Annotated in this window: 23 protein-coding genes; 12 read left to right on the top strand and 11 right to left on the bottom strand. The window is 65.5% G+C overall.

The window, feature by feature from the left end:
* Nucleotides 1-220: 220 nt before the first annotated feature.
* Entirely contained in the window at nt 221-1,711 is a 1,491-nt protein-coding gene (locus C8J25_RS14760) for a replicative DNA helicase (protein ID WP_056050676.1), read from the top strand.
* Nucleotides 1,712-1,876: 165 nt separating this feature from the next.
* Here C8J25_RS14760 and C8J25_RS14755 read toward each other — a convergent pair whose 3' ends face one another.
* The 7 genes from C8J25_RS14755 to C8J25_RS14725 all read right to left on the bottom strand — a co-directional run bounded on the left by C8J25_RS14755 (nt 1,877) and on the right by C8J25_RS14725 (nt 8,831).
* On the bottom strand, nt 1,877-2,629 hold the full coding sequence (locus C8J25_RS14755; protein WP_107955143.1) for a phosphoadenylyl-sulfate reductase: 753 nt from the start codon (nt 2,627-2,629) through the stop codon (nt 1,877-1,879).
* On the bottom strand, nt 2,622-3,062 hold the full coding sequence (locus tag C8J25_RS14750) for a DUF934 domain-containing protein (protein WP_056050673.1): 441 nt from the start codon (nt 3,060-3,062) through the stop codon (nt 2,622-2,624). The genes C8J25_RS14755 and C8J25_RS14750 overlap by 8 nt, the downstream gene beginning before the upstream one ends.
* Nucleotides 3,055-4,686 carry a nitrite/sulfite reductase gene (locus C8J25_RS14745; RefSeq protein WP_107955141.1) on the bottom strand — a complete coding sequence of 544 codons (1,632 nt, stop codon included), beginning with the start codon at nt 4,684-4,686 and terminating at the stop codon, nt 3,055-3,057. Before C8J25_RS14745 ends, C8J25_RS14750 begins: the two co-directional genes overlap by 8 nt.
* Before the next feature lies 1 nt (nt 4,687).
* The gene (locus tag C8J25_RS14740) at nt 4,688-4,984 is read right to left on the bottom strand and encodes a DUF2849 domain-containing protein (protein ID WP_107955139.1); all 297 of its coding nucleotides are present in this window, start codon (nt 4,982-4,984) and stop codon (nt 4,688-4,690) included.
* Nucleotides 4,981-5,772, bottom strand: a complete 792-nt coding sequence (gene cobA / locus C8J25_RS14735) for a uroporphyrinogen-III C-methyltransferase (protein WP_107955137.1) — start codon at nt 5,770-5,772, stop codon at nt 4,981-4,983. Before cobA ends, C8J25_RS14740 begins: the two co-directional genes overlap by 4 nt.
* A gap of 248 nt (nt 5,773-6,020) precedes the next feature.
* Nucleotides 6,021-7,433, bottom strand: a complete 1,413-nt coding sequence (gene astD, locus C8J25_RS14730; RefSeq protein ID WP_107955135.1) for a succinylglutamate-semialdehyde dehydrogenase — start codon at nt 7,431-7,433, stop codon at nt 6,021-6,023.
* 36 nt (nt 7,434-7,469) lie between these two features.
* A complete protein-coding gene (locus C8J25_RS14725; protein WP_107955133.1) occupies nt 7,470-8,831 on the bottom strand; it encodes a protein adenylyltransferase SelO family protein in 1,362 nt (453 codons plus the stop codon).
* A 37-nt stretch (nt 8,832-8,868) separates the two neighbouring features.
* Between C8J25_RS14725 and C8J25_RS14720 the strand changes: the two genes are divergently transcribed.
* The 3 genes from C8J25_RS14720 (at nt 8,869) to C8J25_RS14710 (ending at nt 11,794) form a co-directional block, all read left to right on the top strand.
* A complete protein-coding gene (locus tag C8J25_RS14720; RefSeq protein WP_107955351.1) occupies nt 8,869-9,750 on the top strand; it encodes an alpha/beta fold hydrolase in 882 nt (293 codons plus the stop codon).
* Between the two features lie 59 nt (nt 9,751-9,809).
* Nucleotides 9,810-10,568: an SDR family oxidoreductase gene (locus C8J25_RS14715; protein ID WP_107955131.1), complete on the top strand. Its 759-nt coding sequence runs from the start codon at nt 9,810-9,812 to the stop codon at nt 10,566-10,568.
* A gap of 116 nt (nt 10,569-10,684) precedes the next feature.
* Nucleotides 10,685-11,794 carry a glycoside hydrolase family 130 protein gene (locus C8J25_RS14710; protein WP_107955129.1) on the top strand — a complete coding sequence of 370 codons (1,110 nt, stop codon included), beginning with the start codon at nt 10,685-10,687 and terminating at the stop codon, nt 11,792-11,794.
* 53 nt (nt 11,795-11,847) lie between these two features.
* On the opposite strand, the gene C8J25_RS14705 is transcribed toward C8J25_RS14710, so the two are convergent.
* Nucleotides 11,848-12,204, bottom strand: coding sequence for a hypothetical protein (locus C8J25_RS14705; protein WP_133019117.1), 357 nt, complete (start codon nt 12,202-12,204; stop codon nt 11,848-11,850).
* A 232-nt stretch (nt 12,205-12,436) separates the two neighbouring features.
* On the opposite strand from C8J25_RS14705, the gene C8J25_RS14700 reads away from it, so the two are divergent.
* The 4 genes from C8J25_RS14700 (at nt 12,437) to C8J25_RS14685 (ending at nt 16,387) form a co-directional block, all read left to right on the top strand.
* The gene (locus C8J25_RS14700; RefSeq protein WP_107955350.1) at nt 12,437-13,573 is read left to right on the top strand and encodes a glycosyltransferase; all 1,137 of its coding nucleotides are present in this window, start codon (nt 12,437-12,439) and stop codon (nt 13,571-13,573) included.
* Between the two features lie 69 nt (nt 13,574-13,642).
* On the top strand, nt 13,643-15,046 hold the full coding sequence (locus C8J25_RS14695; protein ID WP_056063082.1) for an NAD(P)H-dependent flavin oxidoreductase: 1,404 nt from the start codon (nt 13,643-13,645) through the stop codon (nt 15,044-15,046).
* Between the two features lie 289 nt (nt 15,047-15,335).
* Nucleotides 15,336-15,974, top strand: coding sequence for a LysE family translocator (locus tag C8J25_RS14690; RefSeq protein ID WP_107955125.1), 639 nt, complete (start codon nt 15,336-15,338; stop codon nt 15,972-15,974).
* Nucleotides 15,975-16,141: 167 nt separating this feature from the next.
* Entirely contained in the window at nt 16,142-16,387 is a 246-nt protein-coding gene (locus C8J25_RS14685; RefSeq protein ID WP_132833271.1) for a hypothetical protein, read from the top strand.
* 158 nt (nt 16,388-16,545) lie between these two features.
* Here C8J25_RS14685 and C8J25_RS14680 read toward each other — a convergent pair whose 3' ends face one another.
* Together C8J25_RS14680 and C8J25_RS14675 are read right to left on the bottom strand one after the other, a co-directional pair.
* Nucleotides 16,546-16,737 carry a hypothetical protein gene (locus C8J25_RS14680; RefSeq protein ID WP_093399163.1) on the bottom strand — a complete coding sequence of 64 codons (192 nt, stop codon included), beginning with the start codon at nt 16,735-16,737 and terminating at the stop codon, nt 16,546-16,548.
* A 90-nt stretch (nt 16,738-16,827) separates the two neighbouring features.
* The gene (locus tag C8J25_RS14675) at nt 16,828-17,826 is read right to left on the bottom strand and encodes a 2-hydroxyacid dehydrogenase (protein WP_107955121.1); all 999 of its coding nucleotides are present in this window, start codon (nt 17,824-17,826) and stop codon (nt 16,828-16,830) included.
* Between the two features lie 104 nt (nt 17,827-17,930).
* Here C8J25_RS14675 and C8J25_RS14670 point away from each other — a divergent pair, with 104 nt between their 5' ends.
* The gene (locus tag C8J25_RS14670) at nt 17,931-18,431 is read left to right on the top strand and encodes an SH3 domain-containing protein (protein ID WP_425275470.1); all 501 of its coding nucleotides are present in this window, start codon (nt 17,931-17,933) and stop codon (nt 18,429-18,431) included.
* A gap of 90 nt (nt 18,432-18,521) precedes the next feature.
* On the opposite strand, the gene C8J25_RS14665 is transcribed toward C8J25_RS14670, so the two are convergent.
* On the bottom strand, nt 18,522-19,715 hold the full coding sequence (locus tag C8J25_RS14665; protein WP_425275469.1) for an acetyl-CoA C-acyltransferase: 1,194 nt from the start codon (nt 19,713-19,715) through the stop codon (nt 18,522-18,524).
* An 88-nt stretch (nt 19,716-19,803) separates the two neighbouring features.
* Between C8J25_RS14665 and C8J25_RS14660 the strand changes: the two genes are divergently transcribed.
* From C8J25_RS14660 to C8J25_RS14650, 3 genes are read left to right on the top strand one after another with little or no spacing between them, the layout of a single operon-like run.
* Entirely contained in the window at nt 19,804-20,055 is a 252-nt protein-coding gene (locus C8J25_RS14660) for a hypothetical protein (RefSeq protein WP_055879041.1), read from the top strand.
* Entirely contained in the window at nt 20,048-20,803 is a 756-nt protein-coding gene (locus C8J25_RS14655) for a prepilin peptidase (RefSeq protein ID WP_107955118.1), read from the top strand. The genes C8J25_RS14660 and C8J25_RS14655 overlap by 8 nt, the downstream gene beginning before the upstream one ends.
* Nucleotides 20,800-21,234, top strand: coding sequence for a hypothetical protein (locus tag C8J25_RS14650; protein WP_107955116.1), 435 nt, complete (start codon nt 20,800-20,802; stop codon nt 21,232-21,234). Before C8J25_RS14655 ends, C8J25_RS14650 begins: the two co-directional genes overlap by 4 nt.
* Nucleotides 21,235-21,260: the final 26 nt, after the last annotated feature.

The raw sequence follows: 21,260 nt of genomic DNA, 5'->3' as shown, positions 1-21,260 counted from the left end.
GAGCCAAGAGCACAACGGACTCCCCTCCCTGGAAGAAAGGGGCAGGGGGTGGGTAGGCCAGCTCTGGCCGCAACCGTTCGACGATCCGGAGACCGACCCACCCCCGACCCCTCCCTTCCAGGGAGGGGGGAAGCAGAGGAGAGAAGAACGAACGACTTATCCCCATCATTCCACCGCACGTTGCTTGGACGCGCGCGCGCGCATCGCGTAGGTGCGGTGCATGGCAACTCTCGCATTCCCCGTTCCCGCGGTCCCCGAACCGCAGCAGCTTCCCCGCAACGTCGAAGCCGAGGCCGCGATGCTCGGCGCGATGATGATCGACAACCGGCTCGCGGACGATCTCGTCGACAAGCTCGAACCCGGGCATTTCTTCGAACCCGTTCACGGGCGCATCTTCGCGGCGATCAAGACGCTGCGTGGCAATGACATGCTGGTAACGCCGGTGACGCTGCGGCCGATGTTCGATGCGGACGAGGGTATGCGCGAGCTTGGCGGGCCGGCGTATCTGGCGGGGCTGACGGGTAGCGGCGCGGGGCTGATCGGTGCGCGCCAGTTCGCGCAGCAGATCTACGACCTGGCGATGCTCCGCGCGCTCGTGTCGGTCGGCCGCACGCTGGTCGATCGCGCGATGGACACCTCCGAGGAGGTCAACCCGCGCGCACAGATCGAGCTCGCCGAAGAGGAGCTGTTCAAGGTCGCGGCGGATGGCGGCTCCGAGAATACGGTGAAGTCGTTCGCGCAGGCGACGACCGCGGCGGTCAAGATGGCCGAGCGCGCGCTGAACTCGGGCGGCAATCTGTCGGGCGTCACTACGGGCATCGATTCGATCAACGCCAAGATCGGCGGCATGCATCACAGCGATCTCATGATCCTCGCCGGCCGTCCTGGCATGGGCAAGACCTCGCTCGCCACCAACATCGCGTTCAATGCCGCGCGGCGCTGGATGCGCGACATGGCCGACGGGATCGCGCCGAAGGACTCGGTCGGCGCGAAGGTCGCGTTCTTCTCGCTGGAGATGTCCGCGGATCAGCTCGCGACGCGTATTCTCGCCGAGCAGTCGCAGATCAGTTCCGAATCGCTCCGTATGGGCAAGATCAGCCGCACCGAGTTCGCGCAGTTGGCCGCCGCCGCAGCCGAGCTTGAGAATTTGCCGCTGTTCATCGACGATACCGGCGGTCTGTCGATCGGCGCACTGCATACGCGCGTGCGCCGGTTGCAGCGTCGGCACAACAACGAGATCGGGCTGGTGGTGGTCGATTACCTCCAGCTGCTGTCGGGGTCGGGCAAGAGCAAGGACGGCAACCGCGTCCAGGAAATCTCGGAGATCTCGCGCGGGCTGAAGACGTTGGCAAAGGACTTGAACGTCCCGGTGCTGGCGCTGTCGCAGCTGTCGCGTGCGGTGGAATCGCGTGAGGACAAGACGCCGATGCTCTCGGATCTTCGCGAGTCGGGGTCGATCGAGCAGGACGCCGACATGGTGTGGTTCGTGTACCGCGAGGATTATTACGTCGCGTCGAAGGAGCCCAAGCGGCCGGCGGAGGGGGACAGCTCTAAGATCTTCGAGGATCACGCGTCGTGGGCGGCGGAGATGGAGCGGGTGTATGGTTTGGCGGAACTGATCATTGCGAAGCAGCGACACGGCGCGACCGGCAAGGTCCGGATGAAGTTCGATCCGACGATCACCAAGTTCTCGGATCTCGCCGAGTATTGAAGCCATCGAGTCCCTCTCCCCTCCGGGGAGCGGGAAGGGGCCCGCCGCGCTTGCGGTGGGAAGGGAGAGGGGTGTGAGGCTCGGGACCTGGATCCCAACGCCCCTCTCCCTTCCGTCGCCAAGTGGCTCCTCCCTCCCTCTCCCCGTAGGGGCGAGGGAATTGGATCAAATCATCGGATCGTAATCGGTGGGGGCGTGGATGCCGCATTCGACCTTGTCGAAACTGCGCCAGCGGCCGGCACGCGGGTCTTCGCCCGGCGCGACCTTGGTCGTGCACGGCGCGCAGCCGATCGAGAGGTAGCCCTGTGCCTCCAGCGGATGCCGCGGCAATTCATGCTCGGCGAAATAGGCGTCGAGCTTGGCCTTGTCCCAATCCGCAAGCGGGTTGATCTTCAACCGCCCCTCGTCCTCTTCGAAGCGGGGGAGAGCAGTACGGGTCCCGGACTGAAACCCCTTTCGCCCCGAAATCCAAGCATCGAACGGCGCCAGCGCCCGCCGCAACGGCTCAACCTTGCGCAGGTCGCAGCATCCATCCGGATCGTACGACCACCGCAACCCCGTCTTGTCCTTGATCGCGAGCAGCCGCGGATCGGGACGGAACACGCGCAGGTCCGTGAACCCCAGCCTCTCCGCAAGTTCGTCACGGTACGCCAAGGTCTCGCCGAACATCTTTTGCGTATTCGTGAACACCACCGGCACATCGACATCGACCTGCGAAACCATGTGCAGCAGCACCGCCGACTCCGCGCCGAACGACGACACCGCTGCGATCCGCCCGCGCAACTCGCCGACGAGCAGCTCGAACAGCATCTCCTGCGCGGATACGCCCTCGAACCGCTCCTGCATCGCCATCGCATCGGCGCGCGTGAACGCCGGCGTGACGTCGATCATGTCGAGCTGGCGCGCGGGCTCACCCATGGCGCAGCTTCCACACCGGCACCGCGCCGTCCGCCGCCTTCTGGTACGGCGTATCGTATCGCTCCAGGCTCGCGCGCAGCACGTCGATGTCGATCGGCGCCTGCGGTGCGAAGCTGTCGAACCCGCACCGCCGCATCAGCGGAATCTGATCGACCAGCACATCGCCCTGCGCGCGAAGTTCGCCGGTATAGCCCGCCTCGCGCAGGATCCGCGCGGACGAATAACCACGGCCGTCGCGATAGCCCGGAAAGCTCACCTCGATCAGCGCAAGCTGGTCGATCTGTGGCAACAGCGCGCGCGCGTCGTCGCCCGCCTCCAGGCGCACGGCTGCCGCGTTGCTCTGGCCGATGAACGAATCGAGCGTCACCGCGGGCTCGTCATGCGGCTCGTCGTCGCGGAAGCGGAGCAGCGTCTGGTCCGGATACTCAACCATAGATCGCCTCCTTGAACGTCTCGAAGCCGACGCGGCGGTAGGTGTCGAGGAAGCGCTCGCCGGGATCGCGGACCTGCAGGTACCGGTCGGTGACGCGCTCGATCGCGTCGACCACGCCGTCTTCGGAGAAACCGGGGCCGGTGATCTTGGCGAGGCTCACGTCCTCCGCGCCAGAGCCGCCGAGCGATAGCTGGTAATTCTCGGTGCCCTTCTTGTCGACGCCGAGGATGCCGATGTGACCCGCATGGTGATGCCCACAAGCGTTGATGCAGCCGCTGATCTTGAGCTTCAGTTCGCCCAGATCGCGCTGGCGATCGAGACTGCCGAAGCGCGTCGCGATCTTCTGCGCGAGCGGGATCGAGCGTGCATTGGCGAGGCTGCAATAATCCAGACCGGGGCAGGCGATGATGTCGCTGATCAGGTCTAGATTGGCCTCGGCGAGCCCAGCCTCGTTCAGCGCGGTCCAAAGGTTATGAAGGTTACGCCTATGAACGTGTGGCAGCACGATGTTCTGGGCGTGCGTGACGCGCAGTTCGTCGAAGCTGTAGCGCTCGGCGAGGTCGGCCATCAGGTCGATCTGGTCCGCCGAGGCGTCGCCGGGGATGCCGCCGACCGGCTTCAGGCTGATCGTTACGATAGCGTAACCATCTTGCTTGTGGGGGCGGACGTTCTGGTCGAGCCAGACGGCGAAATCGGGGTCGCTGCGATCTATGTCCGTGCCAGCGTCCGTGTCGAACGCTGGCGCGCCGAAGTGGCTGGTGATGCGCTCCAGCTCGGCCCGCGGAGGATCGAGGCCAAGCCCCTTCACCGCGGCGAATTCCTCCTCGACCTGGCGGCGATATTCGTCGGGACCGATCTCGTGGAGCAGGATCTTGATCCGCGCCTTGTAGATGTTGTCGCGCCGGCCGTAGCGATTGTAGACGCGCAGGCACGCCTCGAGATAGCTCATCAGGTCGTCGGCGGGGACGAAGTCGCGGATCTCGTGGCTGATCATCGGCGTGCGACCCATGCCGCCGCCGACGAAGATCTTCGCGCCGAGTTCGCCGTCACGGACGTGCAGCCCGATGCCGATATCGTGCAGCCGCATCGCCGCGCGATCCTCATCCGCCGCGATCACGCAGATCTTGAATTTGCGCGGCAGATACGTGAATTCCGGGTGGAACGTCGACCACTGCCGGATCAGCTCGGCCCAGGGACGCGGGTCGGCGACCTCGTCCGCGGCGGCGCCGGCGAACTGGTCGGAACTGATGTTGCGGATGCAGTTGCCGCTGGTCTGGATGGCGTGCATCTCGACCGTCGCGAGCTCCTGGAGGATGTCCGGGGTCTGGTCGAGCTGTATCCAGTTGAACTGGATGTTCTGGCGCGTGGTGAAGTGCCCGTAGCCGCGGTCGTATTTCCGCGCGATATGCCCGAGCATCCGCATCTGGCGGCCGTCGAGCGTCCCGTACGGCACCGCCACGCGCAGCATGTACGCGTGCAGCTGGAGGTACAGCCCGTTCATCAGCCGCAACGGCTTGAACTGGTCCTCGGTCAGCTCGCCCGAGAGGCGGCGGCGGACTTGGTCGCGGAACTCGTCGACGCGCTGGTCGACGATCGCCTGGTCGTATTCGTCGTATTTATACATATCAGATTACCCAGCTGCCGGCGTTGGGGTCGGCGGGTTTGAGGGTCAGGTCGGGCCGCATCGTGGGCCCGAGAGCGCGGATGCGGTCCTTGATGTGGGCGGGGCGAGGGCCTTCGTCGGTCTGCGTCGCCTCGATCAGATAGGGGACGTTGACGCGACGTGCGCCTTCCTCCGCCTGGAGGATCGCTTCGCCCGCGACGCCGACGTCGGCCGCATCCTCGATATGGCGCGACCAGCCATTGCCGGTCCACCAGACGACATCGCCGGTGGGAAGGTCGTTTCCGGTCAACAGCTTCATGCGGCGGCGTCCTCTGCTACGCGGGCCCAGCGGGCGAGTTTGTCTTCGGCGTCGGAGAGTTCGACGACTTCGCCGACGACGATGATTGCCGGGCTTTTCACCGCCTCGCGCGTCACCATCGCACCGAGATCGGCGAGCAACGTGCGGATTGCTCGGCTTCCTTTGAGCGTGCCGCGTTCGAGCACGGCGACGGGCATGTCGGGGGCGACGCCGTCGGCCATCAGCTTGTCTGCGATCTCGGTTGCCGTGGCGATGCCCATGTAGATCACGAGCGTGCGGCCTTGGCCGGCAAGCCCCGACCAATCCTGTTCGGTCAGGCCTTTGCACTGGCCGGCAACGAAGCTGACCGCGCTCGAATGATCGCGGTGGGTGAGGGGGAGCATCGCTTCGGCGGCACAGCCTAGTGCGGACGAGACGCCGGGGATGACTTCAACGGGCAGACCGGCAGCGCGGACCGCCTCGACCTCTTCGCCGCCGCGGCCGAACACGAACGGATCGCCGCCCTTCAGGCGGATGACGATCGCGCCGGTCTTAACGTGCGCGATGATGAGGGCGTTGATCGCCTCCTGCGGCAGCGTGTGACGCGCACGCTGCTTGGCGACCGAGATCCGCTGTGCGCCCGGCGGTGCGATGTCTAGTACGCGCGGATCGATCAGCCCGTCATGCACGACGACGTCGGCGGTCTTCAACGCCTCGACCGCACGAACGGTTAGAAGTCCGGGATCGCCCGGGCCCGCCCCGACGAGGATGACGCGCCCGCGGGCGGTGGGGTCTAGGAGGCTTGCCATGCGACCGGAGATGGGCGGATGGGCGCTGCGCTGCAACCGAATGATGCTTTGGCGGGAGGTAGGATTGCTTTTGCGCTGGTAGATCAAGGTGGCTGTCGGCGAACCGGACGATCCTCACCCGCCAGGGGGAGGTGGCGCGTAGCGACGGAGGGGGAGGACACGGAAGAGGCGTAATCGCTTACCTCCCCCTCCGTCTGGCAAGTGCCAGCCACCTCCCCCTGGCGGGGGAGGATCAGATTATGAGGTGATCAGCCGTCGGCAAGTCCGATCCCGATTGACGCACGCGCGCTTTCGGACTCGCTGCTGACGACCGGATAGGCGCAGTAATCGGCTGCGTAGTACGCGCTGGGGCGGTGATTGCCCGACCAGCCGATGCCGCCGAACGGCGCTCCGCTCGAGGCACCATTGGTCGGCTTGTTCCAGTTGACGATGCCGGCGCGGATGTTCGCCCAGAAGCGGTCGTAGAGCGCGGGCGTCTGGCTGATCAGCGAGGCGGACAGGCCGTAGCGCGTGTTGTTCGCCTCGGCGATCGCGGCGTCGAAATCGTCGACGCGAACGACCTGTAGGATCGGGCCGAACAGCTCGATATCGGGGCGGTCGGCGATGTCCGTGACGTCGATCAGTGCGGGCTTCAGGAACGGCAGGTCCTCGACCGGGCGTTCGAGATGGCGGATCGGGCGGCCGCCGCGCGTGAGCAGTTCGAGGAAGCTTTCGGTCAGCTGCTCGGCGGCTTCGTTGTCGATCACCGGGCCCATGAACGGCGCCGGGTTCGCATGCGGTTCGCCGACAATGATCCGGCCGACCATCTTGTCGAGCGTGGCGACCAGCGGGTCGTACAGCTTCGTGTCAACGATCAGCCGGCGCGCGGCGGTGCAACGCTGGCCGGCGGTGGTGAAGGCCGATTGGATGATGAGCACCGCGGCGGTGTGCAGGTCGGGCGCGTCCCAGACGACGATCGGATTGTTGCCGCCCATCTCGAGCGCGAGGATCTTCTCGGGCTTGTCGGCGAACGCGCGGTTGAGCGCGAGGCCAGTGCGCGCCGAGCCGGTGAACAGCAGCCCGTCGATATCGGGGTGCGCGGCGAGCGCCTTACCCTCGTTGGGGCCACCGATGACGAGGCGGATACACTCGGGCGGGACGCCGGCGGCGCGGAAACATTCGACAAGGAACGCGCCGACGGCGGGAGTCTTTTCGGATGGCTTGAAGACGACCGCGTTGCCGGCGATCAGCGCGGGGACAATGTGGCCGTTGGGCAGATGCGCGGGGAAGTTGTACGGCCCGAGCACGGCCAGCACGCCGTGCGGCTTGTGGCGGACGGCGATCCGCGATCCCATCGTTGCTTCCAGGCGACGTTGCGCTGTGCGGTCGGCATAGGCGCTGACCGAGATGTCGACCTTGGCGATGACCGTCTCGACCTCGCCGCGCGCTTCCCAGATCGGCTTGCCGGTTTCGCGTGCGATCAGGTCGGTAAAGGCGTCGTTGCGCTGGCGGACGATGTTGGCGAAGCGCCGCATCGTCTCGATCCGGAAGGCGAGTGGTTTCGATGCCCAGTTCGACCAGCCGGCGCGTGCACAGGCGACTTCGGCATCGACGTCGCCAATCGGGTGGCGCCAGAGGACCGCACCGGTGGCTGGCTCGTAGGAGATGATCTCGTCGGACATGGTGCCGCTCTTGCCCCAAATCGGGTTTGATTCCAATTAATCGGCTAATGCCTGGCTCATGCCGCGGATCACGGCCACTTTTGTATTTAGTGCTGTCCAGTCGTCGTGCCCGGCGATCGGGGCCCAAATCGCTTCGACCTCGTCGATGAGCATGCTGCATGGCTCGCCCGACCAATAGGGGTGCGAGCGGTCTTTCCGGGGTTCGTATGACGCGACTGCGGCGCGGACTTCGGCCCAGGGTTCGTCGTAGGTGCCGGGCAACTCCCCACCGAACGCATCGAAGAAGAAGCGGTCAATACCGACGCTTGAAGTACGGAGCGCGCGTTCGGTGGCCTGGACGAGGTCGCGGTCGGTGTCCGGATCGCGCGGGCGGACGCCGAGGCGCCAGAGGATCGCCTGCGTGACCTCGGATTGGTAGCGCGGGCCGAATTGGTCGAGTGCCGCCACCAGCGGGTCGCTCTCGGCGATATGGCGCAGCGCGACGGCGAGTTGCATCACGTCCCAGTGAATTGCCTCGGGCTGGCGGCCGAACGCGTAGAGCCCCTGATGGTCGAAATAAGCGGCGGTGAAGGCCGGGTCCCAGGTCGGGGCGAACCGCCACGGGCCGTAGTCGAAGCTCTCCCCGGTGACGTTGATGTTGTCCGAATTGAGCACGCCGTGGACGAAGCCCGCCGCCATGTAGCGCGCCGCGAGACGCGCGGTGCGACCGACGACGAGGTCGAGCAGGCGGACCGGATCGTCGTTGTCCTCGTCGTAGAGGTTGCGCAGCGTGTAGCCGACGAGCTTGCGTAAAGCTGCTTCGTCGCGGTGGTAGGCGAGGCGCTGGAAGCTGCCGATGCGGACGTGACTGTGGTTTAGGCGGACGAGGACGGCGGAGCGCGTCGGGCTTGGCTCGTCGCCGCGCTGGAGTTCTTCGCCGGTCTCGATCAGCGACAGCGTGCGCGAAGTCGGCACGTTGAGCGCTTCCAGCATCTCGGTCGCGAGGATTTCGCGGACACCGCCCTTGAGCGTGAGGCGGCCGTCGCCGGCGCGGCTCCACGGGGTCTGGCCCGATCCCTTCGTGCCGAGGTCCATCAACCGGCCTCGGTCGTCGCGCATCTGCGCGAAAGTGAAACCGCGGCCGTCGCCGAGATCGGGGTTGTAATTGCGGAACTGGTGGCCGTGATAGCGGAGCGCGAACGGCTGGGGGAGCGTGTCGGGGAGCGGCTCGAACCTGCCGAAATGGCGCGTCCATTCGTCATCCGTCAGCGCGTCGAGACCGATTTGCGCGGCGGCGCGATCGTTGCGGAAACGGGTTCGCGTATCGGGGAAGTCCGCAGGCGCGACGGGATCGAAGAAGCCCTCGCCGAGCTCAAGGAGCTTTGCTTCGGGGCGATAGGCTTGCGGGGAGATAGGCATGCGGCGATATGGTGGCCGCTACCCGAAGGACGCAACCATGGCCGCTTACGAAAACCTCTATTGGTGGTCCAACGACGGGCTTCGGCTCCACGCGAGGGACTATCCGGGGGGCGCGGAAGGGCAGCCTCCGATCATTTGCATGGCGGGGCTGACGCGTAATGCGCGCGATTTCGATGCGTTGGCGGCCAGGCTGGCGGGGCGCTGGCGGCTGATCGCGGTGGACTTTCGTGGGCGCGGCGAGAGCGCGTATGCGAAAGATCCGATGTCGTACGTCCCGCTGACGTACGTGCAGGACGTCGAGGCGTTGCTGACCGACCAGGGTATCGATCGGTACATCGCATTCGGCACGTCGCTGGGCGGCATCGTGACGATGCTGATGGCCGGGCCATCGCGCGGTCGAATGATGGCGGCGTTGCTCAACGACGTTGGGCCGGAGATCGACGCGCAGGGCCTGTCGCGGATCCGCGGCTATGTCGGCAAGGCGAGCGTGTTCCCAACCTGGATGCATGCAGCCCGCTGCGTTTCCGAGAACAACGCCGACGTCTATCCCGACTGGCAGATCGAGGACTGGCTGGCGATGGCAAAGCGGCTGTACCGGCTCAACAGTTCGGGTCGGGTCGTGCTCGACTATGATCTGAAGATCGCCGAACCGTTTCGCGTGCCGGGGAACGAGGCGGGGCCGGACATGTGGCAGGCGCTCGGCTCGCTGCGTGAGGTGCCGACGTTGATCGTGCGCGGGGGGCGATCTGACCTGTTGTCAGCGGCGACGGCCGAGCGGATGGCGGCATCGCTCGATCAGGCGGAACTGGTGACGGTGCCGGGTGTCGGCCACGCGCCGACATTGAGCGAGACGATGCTGCAGGAGCCGATCGACCGGTTGCTGGCGCGCGCGCTTGAGGGGGCGGCGATCCGCGCTTAGGGACATCCGGCTGGGACTGCGCGTTTGGCGTCGACCTTACTGACAAGCCGGGAAACTTGATGACCGAACGCGCCGACCTCCACACGACTGCCCGCCCGCTGAAGGGTCGTCGCGCGATCATTACCGGGGGTACGACGGGGATCGGCCGGGCGATCGCGGTGATGCTCGCGGCGAACGGTGCCAAGGTCTATATCTGTGGGCGCGACGAGCGGTATCTGCAGGATGCGCTCGCGCACATCCGACAGGTCGGCGAGGGCGACGGGATGATCACCGAACTCGCCGATCCCGACAAGGTCCGCGCGTTCTTTGATGCAGGCGAGGCGTATCTCGGCGGGTTCGACATCACCGTCATCAACGCGGCAGTCGCGGCGGGTGGCCTTACGCAGATGAGCGAGGACGAGCTTCGCTACGCGATCGCGGTCGATTTTACCGCGTACCTGCTCAGTGCGCATCATGCCGCAAACCGGATGACGCCGATCGGCGACATGGTCATCATTGGCTCGCTGAGCGCGCATATCCTCGGGCCAAGCTCGACGGTGTACGCCGGCATCAAGTCTGGCATCGCGGGTTTTTCCGAAGCATTGCGGCGGGAACTGGGTCCGAAGGGGATCCGGGTTTCGCTAATCGAGCCGGGCAAGGTCGGGTCGGACATGCAATATCCCGACGTGCCCGACGACAAGCAGCGCCAGATGATCGAGGCGGAGCAGATGCTGCGTGGCGAGGACATCGCGGCAGGGGTCGAGTTCCTGCTTACCCAGCCGACGCGATCGGTAATCCAGCAGATCGTTATCGTTCCGCGCGCGCTTGAGGGGGAATGATCTTCCCTCCTAGTTCTCCCGCGAAGGCGGGAGCCCAGGATACCATAGGGCGGCATTCATGACCCCGGGGCCCCGCTTTCGCGAGGGAATACGGCATACTCACCAAGGAGAATAGCATGTTCGATCAGCTCGTCTTCACCCCCGCCGACATCGACCTGTCGCGCTCGCCGCTGGCGGGGAAGGTCGGCGCGGAAACCTATGTGCTCGGCGCGTTCAATCCCGGGATGACGCGGCTGGCGAACGGTAATCTGCTGCTAATGGTCCGCGTTGCCGAAGCGCTTAAGCAGCCGGTCAAGAACGGCAATGTCCACGCGATCCGCTGGCAGGACGGCGCCTATCTGCTCGATGCTTGGCCGTTGCAGATGGTGGATACCAAGGATCCGCGGAAGTTTCTGATCCCTGGGGGCGGGTGGAAGGTGATGGCATTGACGTCTTTGTCGTGGCTGCTGCCGGTCGAGCTGGATGCCGAGGGACGATCGGTCGTCGCTGTGCATTACGACAGGGCGATCGCGCCGCGAACGTCGTACCAATGCTACGGCGTCGAGGATGCGCGGATATCAAAGGTCGGCGACCGCTATCTGATGACGACGTGTTCGGTCAGCCCGGAGCGGCATTCAACGACGTTGTATTCGTCCGCCGACGCGCTCGAGTGGCAGCTCGAAGGGATCGTCCTCGACCATCAGAACAAGGACATGCTGATCTTCGAAGGCCTGATCGACGGGCAGTATTGGGCGCAGACCCGGCCGCTCGGCGACCTGTATTTCGCCTATCCACCAGGCAGCGAATGGCGCAGCGGGCCGTCGATCAACCTGTCGCGCTCACCCGATGCGCTTCACTGGAAGCCGCACGACAAGCCCGGCATCCGGCCACACGCTGCCACCGTCGCGACCGCGCGGATGGGCGGCGGCGCGCCTCCGATCCTGACCGATCGCGGGTGGCTAACCTTGTGGCACGGCGTCGAGCCATCCGGCGTGGTCGGCATCTACAGGACCTATTGGTCGATCCTCGACAAGGACGATCCGTCGATCACGGTGGCGACCGAGCATACCGCATTGCTGGAGCCGAACCCGGCGCTGACCGAGCCGCTGAAGGACAGCATGTACCTCGACAACGTCGTCTTCACGACGGGCATCGCCGACGCGGGTGACTTCTACGTGGTGGCCAGCGGCGAGGCCGACCTCGCATGCAGGATCACGCATATCGCGAAGGCCGTGTTCGCCGGTTGAGCGCTAGCCAGGAGGGAGGCCGCAGTGTGCGGCCTCCCTCCTGGAAAGTCGGGTCAGCATCGGCCGAACGACTTCGAAACGACGACATGGCCGGCGACCGAGATCGTGACCTTCACGCCGGTAGGGATGCCCCATGTCGTGCAGATGTCGAGGCAAGCCTGCGCTGCGGTTCCGCTGGGGAAGATCGACGGAATGGGCAGGCAGATCGAGCCGAACCCTAGCGGCAGATTGACGCAGACCTGGCCGTTGTTGACCGTGACGCTGATGCACCCGCCGGCCAGTACCAATGCACCGCCATTGGAAACGTCGGTCTCCGCACTAACCGAAGCAATATTGGCCGACTTTGCGTGTTGCGAAGCGGCATCGAGAGCACTCTGGATCTGTTTTGGATCGAAATCATAGGCAGCCATAACGGTCATCCTTTTGTTGCCGGTATTCCGGTCCAACTGTTTTACGGGTGGCGTCACATCCAACTCAATTCGAACATTGTCCGTTCCGCTTGGCTATCGATATAAAGACTTAGGCGAATGGTCCGATTCGACGGCAATACTGTATCGAAGGTAGTCGTGTTGGCAGCGCTCGCGCACGGTAAGTCCGCACGCGCCCTTGAAAGCGCTCGTGAAAATCGGCATCGCGTCGGGCATGGCCGCTCCCGTCAACATCCTCCACCTCCACTCCTCGTTCGACCTAGGCGGGAAGGAGGCGCGGGCGGTTCGGTTGATGAATGCGTTCGGGGACCGCGCGAAGCATACCATCGTGTCGGGCGTGCCGGACGCCCTGAGCGCGCGGGACTCGATCGCGAAGGGGGTGCGCTACGAGATCGCGCAGAACCCGCCGCCGCTGACGGGCAAGCCTTCGGTCGCGCGCTACGAGGCGATAGCGCAGTATATGCGGCGGTTCGACCTGGTGCTGACGTACAACTGGGGTGCGATCGACGGGGCGATGGCGCGGCGCGCGTTCGCGAAAGGTTCGCCGCCGCTGGTGCATCACGAGGATGGCTTCAACGCGGACGAGGCTAGCGGGCTCAAGATCGAGCGCAACATCTATCGGCGGCTGGCGCTGGGCGCTGCGCATGCGTTGGCGGTGCCGTCCGAGGTGCTCGAAGGCATCGCGCTGAAGACTTGGAAGCAGCCGCGCGACCGCGTGCACCGGATCGTCAACGGGATCGGCACCGCCTATTATGCGCAGAAGCCCGAGCCGAAGGCGATCCCGGGGTTTACGCCCAACGCCAAGGAAGTCGTGATCGGCGCGCTTGCGGGTCTGCGCGAGGTGAAGGACCTTACCGCGCTCGTTCGCGCGGTCGGCGGCGTGTCGGGTCGCATACGTCTCGTGATCGTCGGGGAAGGGCCGGAGCGCGCGAACATTATCCAGGCCGCCGCGGCGATGGGGATGGCGGACAAGTTGGTCCTGCCAGGATTCTTGGATCGCCCTTACCGCTATATCGGCCATTTCGACATGCTCGCGGTGTCGTCGCGGAGCGAGCAGTTTCCGATCTCGGTGGTCGAGGCGATGGCTGCGGGCTTGCCGATCGCAAGCTATCCGGTCGGTGACATTACGCGGATGGTCTCGCCCGAGAATTTGCCGTTCGTTACCGAGATCGCCAATGAGGTTCGGTTGCGCGATGCGTTGCAGGCGCTGGTCGCCGATCCCGCCTTGCGCGCCTCGGTCGGTGCCGCGAACCAGGCCAAGGCGCGCGCAGAATTCGACGAAGAGGTTATGATCGCTCGCTATCGCGCGCTGTACGAAGATGCCCTGAACCGTCCGGGTGCGCTAACCTAGGTCGTAATATTGCTCGCGCGCTGCGTCCTTGCGATATAGGGGGCCGTATTTTCCGGGAGAGGTGACGTCGTGTTCAAGGGCCTGAAGCCTATCGTCTATAACGGTCGGGAAGTCTGGCCTCTGGTTGAGGGCGGCAAGGGCGTTGCCGCGACCAATCACGCGTCGGCCGGCGCCTGGGCTGCCGCCGGGGGCATCGGCACCGTCTCGGCGGTCAACGCCGACAGCTACGATCCCGAGGGCAAGATCATCCCGCAGGTCTATGCGGCGCTGACGCGACGCGACCGGCACGAGGAACTCGTCCAGTACGCGATCGAGGGCGCGGTCCAGCAAGTCGAGCGGGCGTACGAGATCGCCGACGGCAAGGGCGCGATCAACATCAACGTGCTGTGGGAAATGGGCGGCGCGCAGAGGATCCTGCACGGCGTGCTCGAGCGCACGCGCGGCAAGGTTGCCGGCGTCACGTGCGGTGCGGGCATGCCGTACAAGCTGTCCGAGATCACCGCGTCCTACGGCGTCAGCTACCTGCCGATCGTCAGTTCCGGCCGTGCGTTCCGTGCGCTGTGGAAGCGGGCGTATTCGAAGGCGGCCGAGTGGCTCGCCGCGGTGGTGTACGAGGACCCGTGGCTCGCAGGCGGGCATAACGGCCTGTCGAATGCCGAGGATCCATTGAAGCCGCAGGACCCGTATCCGCGCGTGAAGGAATTGCGCGACGTGATGCGCGAAGGCGGCATCAGCGACGACGTGCCGATCGTGATGGCCGGCGGCGTCTGGTATCTGCGCGACTGGAACGACTGGATCGACAATCCGGAGCTCGGCACGATCGCGTTTCAGTTCGGCACGCGGCCTTTGCTGACGCGCGAAAGCCCGATCCCGCAAGGGTGGAAGGACGCGCTGACTCAGATCGAGGAAGGCGATGTGCTGCTGCACAAGTTCTCGCCGACCGGTTTCTATTCCTCGGCAGTGCGCAATCCGTTCCTGCGCTCGTTGGAGGCTAGGTCCGAGCGTCAGATCGCGTTCTCGACGCAGGAGGCTGGCGACCATGTGTTTCAACTCGACGTCGGCGTGAAGGGCAAGAACTTCTGGGTCACGCGCAACGACCTGCTGCGTGCACGGCAGTGGTTCGGCGAGGGCTATACCGATGCGCTCAAGACGCCGGACAACACGCTGGTGTTCGTCAGCCCGACCGAGAAGGGCATGATCCGCAAGGACCAGGCCGATTGCATGGGCTGCCTGTCGCAATGCTCGTTCTCGAGCTGGGCGGATACCGAGACCAACTCGACCGGACGCCTCGCCGACCCGCGCAGCTTCTGCATTCAGAAGACGTTGCAGGACATCGCGCATGGCGGCGACATCGACCAGAATCTGATGTTCGCAGGCCATGCGGCGTATAACTTCAAGAAGGACCCGTTCTATTCGAACGGGTTCGTGCCGAGTGTCGGGCAGCTGGTCGACCGGATCCTGACGGGGGATTGAGGCCAGGGTGGCCGCGCGTCGATGATGTCGAACCTTCGATAGCATCGGTTGTGCGACACCTCGTGCCCTGGGACAGATCTGCGCTTATCGGTTGGAACCAACCGAAGCGTGTTTCCCCGCGAAGGCGGGGACCCAGTCTGGACTCCCGCCTTCGCGGGAGAACAAGGAAGGGTGGACCTTCGTTCGAACGCGGCCGCGCCCTTGTTTCGAAAAGAGGTGCCCCGAACGGGTCCGGAATCAGATTGGCTGCGGCATCTCCTGTCGCGACTTAACAGGAATAGGATGCCCCATGACGCTACATGCCTGGTGGCTGTTCGTGGTCGCCGTGTTCCTGTTGTGCGGAACGCCCGGACCCAACATGCTGCACGTCATGACGCGCAGCATAGCTTTTGGTGCACGGCGGAGCGTTGCGGCGATGGCGGGGTGCCTAACCGCACTGGTGCTCGTGCTGGCGGCGTCGGCAGCAGGCGTGTCCGCGTTGCTGGCGGCGTGGCCGCGGGTGTTCGACGCGCTGCGTTATGCCGGCGTCGCGTATCTGATATTCCTCGGGATCAAGGCATGGCGCGGGGCGGGGTCTCCGATCGACGTCGGCGACGATACGACTCCGGTGGTGCTCCCCCCGACCGTGTCGGCGCGGCGGCTGTTTCGCGGCGGGTTCGTGATCGGAATCAGCAATCCCAAGCTGTTGCTGTTCGCCGCCGCCTTCCTGCCGCAGTTCGTCGACCGCGCGTCACCGCAGGCGCCGCAGTTCGCGATACTCGTCGTGACCTTCGCGGTGGTCGAGAGCTTCTGGTACGGCGTGTATGCAGCCGGTGGGCGGACGCTCGCGCGCTATCTGACGCGCCCGGCGTTGCGGCGCGCGTTCGACCGCGTGACGGGGGCGATCTTCGTCGGGTTCGGTCTCGCTTTGCTGCGGGTGCGAGCATAGCGAAAGCGTGCCGCGCCATTGCCGTTCGGGGCGATAGCGTGGATAGATTGGTTATCGCGGCGCTTCGTACGGGCAGGCTGTGACTGAGAGATGCTTTGCGCTCCCGCTCCGAGCCGGGAATGCCGCATGACGATCTATTCTGCCTTCGTGATCTCAGAGTCCGCATCGTGACGACGGGTACGGACACGGTCGTGCCGATCTCGCGCGCGGTCAATGTCAGCGTCGAACAGCCTCAGGTCGTGGCCATGTGCAAGAAGCATGGCGCGATCATCAGTGCGATCGAGACGCTGCCATCGGGCGGAACACGCGTCGTGCTGATGAACAGTGCCGATGCGGCGAAGATCATCAAGGCGTTCGGGTCGAAGGTCCTGACCGGAACGGTAGCGCGGACCCACTGGATGCGCGCGGTTTAAAATCGCTGCGATCCTCCCCCGGCAGGGGGAGGTGGCTGGCCTTTGGCAGACTGAGGGGGAGGACACGGAACGGATGTTTCGCCTTCCTCCCCCTCCGTCACCTTCAGTGCCACCTCCCCCCTGGCGGGGGAGGATCGTTCATGTTGCGGGGTAACGTATCAGTCGGCAACCGTACCGACGACGGCGCCACCAGCGCCACCAACGGCCGCACCCTTCTCGACGCTACCGCCGGTCGCGGCGGCAACGCCTGCGCCACCGGCTGCACCGATGCCCGCGCCCTTGAGCGTCGAGCATGCGCTCATCGATACGGCAGATGCGACCAGCAGGGCGGAAACGGCAAACTTCTTCATCTCGGATACTCCTGTCTCTCCGGGGGTATCCAACAAATGCTGCATCGCGGCATCGGTTCCGAAATATTGATGCAGATCGTATCGGCGGGGTCAGACCCAGCCGTCGAGCACCTGATCCGGCGGACGATGGCCATCCGCCCACATCCGGATATTCTGGATGACGCGCTCACCCGACGCCATCCGCCCTTCGAGCGTCGCGGAGCCCATGTGCGGCAGCATCACGACGTTGGGCAGCGCGAGCAGCCGCGGATCGATCACCGGCTCGTGCGCCCAGACGTCGAGCCCTGCGCCGGCAAGCTTGCCCGCTTCCAGCGCATCGACCAGCGCACCCTCGTCGACGATCCCGCCACGCGCGGCGTTGATGAGGTACACGTGCGGCCGCATCAGCGCGATCCGGCGGGCGTCGATCAGGTCGCGGCTGTCGGCATTCAGGGGCGTGTGGATCGTGACGATGTCAGCTGCCCCGAGCATGTCATCGAGCGATTCGTGGAAGGTGGCGGCCAGCTGCGCCTCGCGGACCGCGGGCAGGCGGGTGCGGTTATGATAATGGATCGTCAGCCCGAACGCGCGCGCCCTGAGTGCGACCGCTTGTCCGATCCGCCCCATCCCGACGATCCCGAGCGCCTTGCCGCCGATCCGGTGGCCGAGCATCCCGCCCGGGCTCCATCCGTTCCACTGGCGCGACCGCACCAGCTTCTCGCCCTCCGCCAGCCGCCGCGGCACCGACAGGATCAGTGCCATCGTCATGTCGGCCGTGTCCTCGGTGAGCACCCCCGGCGTATTGGTGACGATGATCCCGCGTGCGCGTGCCGCCTTCAGGTCGATGTGGTTCACGCCCGCACCGTAGTTCGCGATCAGCTTCAGGCGGTCGCCTGCGCCCGCGATCAGCGCGGCATCGATATCGTCGGTTACGGTCGGTACGAAGACGTCGCAATCGGCCATTGCCGCGGCGAGTTGCTCGCGGTCGAGCTTGGTGTCGGCACGGTTGTTCTGCGTGTCGAACAGCGCCTCCATCCGATCCATGAGTGTGTCGGCCAGCTCGCGGGTGACGACGACCTTGGGGTTCGGACAGCGGCGTGTATCGGTCATGCGCCGGGCTTGGCGAAGGTGCTCGTGCCCGTCAACGTCGCGCCGTCAACTTCGGTTGAGGAATGCGGTGCGTCGCGATAGGACGGTGGCTCGCCAGTTAGGACATGACCATGCGCATTCTCGCCGTCGCGCTCTCCGTTTTCGTTGCCACCGCGCTGGTGCCCGACCCGGTGGCTGCGGCCGACGCAACAAAGCGCACGCTGCCCTATTATGCGTCGATCTCGGCGTCGCGCGCACGGATGCGGACCGGTCCTGCGCGGACCTATCCGGCGAGCTGGCTGTATCAGCGCCAGGATCTGCCGATCAAGGTCGTCGCGATCTTCAAGGAGTGGCGGAAGGTCGCGGATCCCGACGGGACCGAAGGCTGGATGCAGGCGAATTTGCTGAGCGGTACGCGGACTGCGATCGTTCATGGCGGTGGGCCGGTGGAGTTGCGGGAGAAGCCCAATGCGGGGAGCCGGCTGCTGTGGCGCGCGGCGCCGGGCGTGGTCGGTCGGCTGAGCCAGTGCGGGAATGGCTGGTGCCGGATGGATGTTAAGGGGCAGGCGGGGTTTGTTGCCGTTGGGGGGCTTTGGGGTGTTGAGGCTGGGGAGACTCTGCCTTGAGGTTTGAGGGGGCGCTTTGCTGGTGGCGTTGCGTGATACGGACGACGACCCACCCCCGGCCCCTCCCTTCCAGGGAGGGGGGAAAGAATACTAGCGCATCAATTCCACTGCCATCGCAGTCGCTTCGCCGCCGCCGATGCAGAGCGAGGCAAGGCCGCGCTTCTGGCCGGTTGTTTCGAGTGCCGAGAGCAGCGTTGCCATGATCCGCGCGCCGCTAGCGCCGATCGGATGGCCGAGAGCGCACGCGCCCCCGTGGATGTTAACCTTGTCGTGCGGCAGGCCTAGGTCGCGCATCGCGATCATCGCGACGACGGCGAAGGCTTCGTTGACCTCGAACAGGTCGATATCCGACGCCGACCAGCCGGCCTTCTCCATCGCCTTCCGCATCGCGAACACCGGTGCGGTCGTGAACAACGCCGGTGCATGCGCGTGTGCGGCATGGGCAACAACGCGCGCGATCGGCGTGATCCCGAGCCTTTCGGCGACACTTGCACGCGTCATCACCAGTGCCGCAGCACCGTCGGAAATCGACGACGCGTTGGCGGCGGTGATCGTGCCGTCCTTCGAGAAGGCAGGCTTCAGCGTCGGGATCTTGGCGACATCGCCCTTGGCCGGTTGTTCGTCGAGCGAGACCGTCGTCGTGCCTTTCCGACCTGCGATATCAAGGGAGACGATCTCGCGGTCGAACGCGCCGGACTTTTGCGCGGCCTGCGCGCGGTGCAGCGACTCGATCGCGTAATCGTCCATCTGCTGCCGCGTGAACTGATATTCGTGCGCGGTATCCTCGGCGAAATTGCCCATCAGTTTGCCGGGTTCGTACGCATCCTCGAGCCCGTCGAGATACATATGGTCGTACATCCGGTCATGGCCGATCCGGGCACCGCCACGGTGGCTCTTCGAGAGGTAGGGCGCGTTGGTCATGCTCTCCATACCGCCCGCAACGAGCAGGTCGACCGAGCCGGCCGCCAGTGCGTCCGCGGCAAGGATCGCCGCCTGCATTCCCGAACCGCACATCTTGTTGACCGTCGTCGCCTCGACATGATCACCAAGCCCTGCATTGATCGCAGCCTGTCGCGCCGGCGCCTGGCCGAGCCCGGCAGGCAGCACGCAACCCATGTAGATCCGCTCGATCTCGGCCGCTGATACGCCCGATCGCGCGACCGCACCACGCACCGCGTCGGCGCCAAGCTGCGTCGCGGTAGCGCCGGCAAGCGCGCCCTGGAACGATCCCATCGGCGTGCGCGCGTAGGACAGGATGACGATGGGATCTGGATCGGCGGCCACTTCACTCTCCATATATTCTTCTGCCCCCGTATCTGGGGTTGATATGCGGCAATACAAAGCAGGGCGGGATGCGCCTAGACCCGTCGGCATGGAAACACTCATCACGACGCTCAAATGGTGTGCCGCCGCGTCAGGCGTGATCGCCGCCTTCATGGTGTCGCTCGACTTCGGGCGACGCGTGACGGGGTGGGGGTTCGTGCTGTTCGTCGGCTCGTCGATTGCGTGGCTGAGCGGTGCGGCCTTGACCGGAGACTGGGCGCTGGGCACGCAGAACATCGTGTTGTTCGGGATCAACCTCCTCGGCGTGTATCGCTACCTCGTGCGGAAAACGGGTGTCTGAGGCTGCGTTCTGGGCGGTGTTGCTGGGGGTGCTCGGCGCAATCATCGGCAGCTTCGTCGCGGCGTTGGTGACGCGCTGGCCCTACGGGCGATCGGTGATGCAGGGGCGATCGGCGTGCGATGGCTGCGGGCGGACTCTCCGCGCGGTCGAGCTGGTACCGCTGCTGAGCGCGCTCGTCCTGCGCGGCCGGTGCAAAGGGTGCGCCGTCGCGATCAGTCCGGTGCATTGGCGGATCGAGTTGGCGGGGTTGGCGATCGGCTTGGCAGCGGGGATCGTCGTACCGGGGACGGTCGGCATAGCAGGCGCGGTTTTCGGATGGCTGTTGCTGGCGTTGGCAAGCCTAGACCTCGTCGCGTTCTGGCTGCCCGATCGGCTGACGATGCTTCTCGCCGCGACCGGGCTCGTCGGCGCCGTGCTCGGTATCGACCCGCCGCTTCAGGAGCGACTGATCGGCGGGCTCGCCGGGTTCGGCACGCTGTGGCTGGTCGCGTTCGGCTATCGACGCATACGCGGCCGCGACGGCATGGGCGGTGGCGATCCCAAGCTGTTCGGTGCGATCGGGCTGTGGCTCGGGTGGCAGATGTTGCCCGCCGTCCTGCTGATCGCGAGCATGATCGGACTCGGCGTCGTGCTGGCCGCGCACCTCAAGGGGAGGAGCATGGCGGCGGACACGGCGCTTCCATTCGGCGCGTTGCTGGCGATCGCGGCTTATCCCGCGTGGCTGTTCATGATAGGCGTGACGCCATGATATCGCTCGCTCTTATGCTCGCGCTGCAAGCCGCGACGCTTGCGCCAGCTGCCAATTCAGGTCCGGGTCCCCTCGGTGCGATCGGCCAGCAGAAGCTCCCCGCCAAGGGGTGCGCCGCGTATCTCTGGAGCATGGATGCCGGCCGCCAACTCGTCGCGATGGCGACCGCCGACCCCGCGCAGATCCGTCTCGCGATCGACGGCAAGACCAATGACTATGCGATGACGACCCAGTCGCCCGCGATCGGCTTCGGCTTTGGCGGCGTCACGCAATATCGCGGCGGCGACGTGACCGCGACGCTCGACATGGCCGTCGCGGTGCGCGCCGACATCTCGGCGGGCGCGACCGTGACGTCCGCGACGCTACGGATCGACCGCCCCGGACGGGATACTGTCGTCATGCCGGTCGGTGGCCTAATCGGCTGTGTCTGAGGTTAATTTTTGTGAAACCAAGCCGT

It is taken from the genome of Sphingomonas faeni, assembly GCF_003053745.1.
In the GTDB taxonomy this organism is placed as follows: domain Bacteria; phylum Pseudomonadota; class Alphaproteobacteria; order Sphingomonadales; family Sphingomonadaceae; genus Sphingomonas; species Sphingomonas faeni.
Note: the sequence above shows the minus strand (reverse complement) of the source record. Positions and strands in the feature narration are given on the sequence as shown.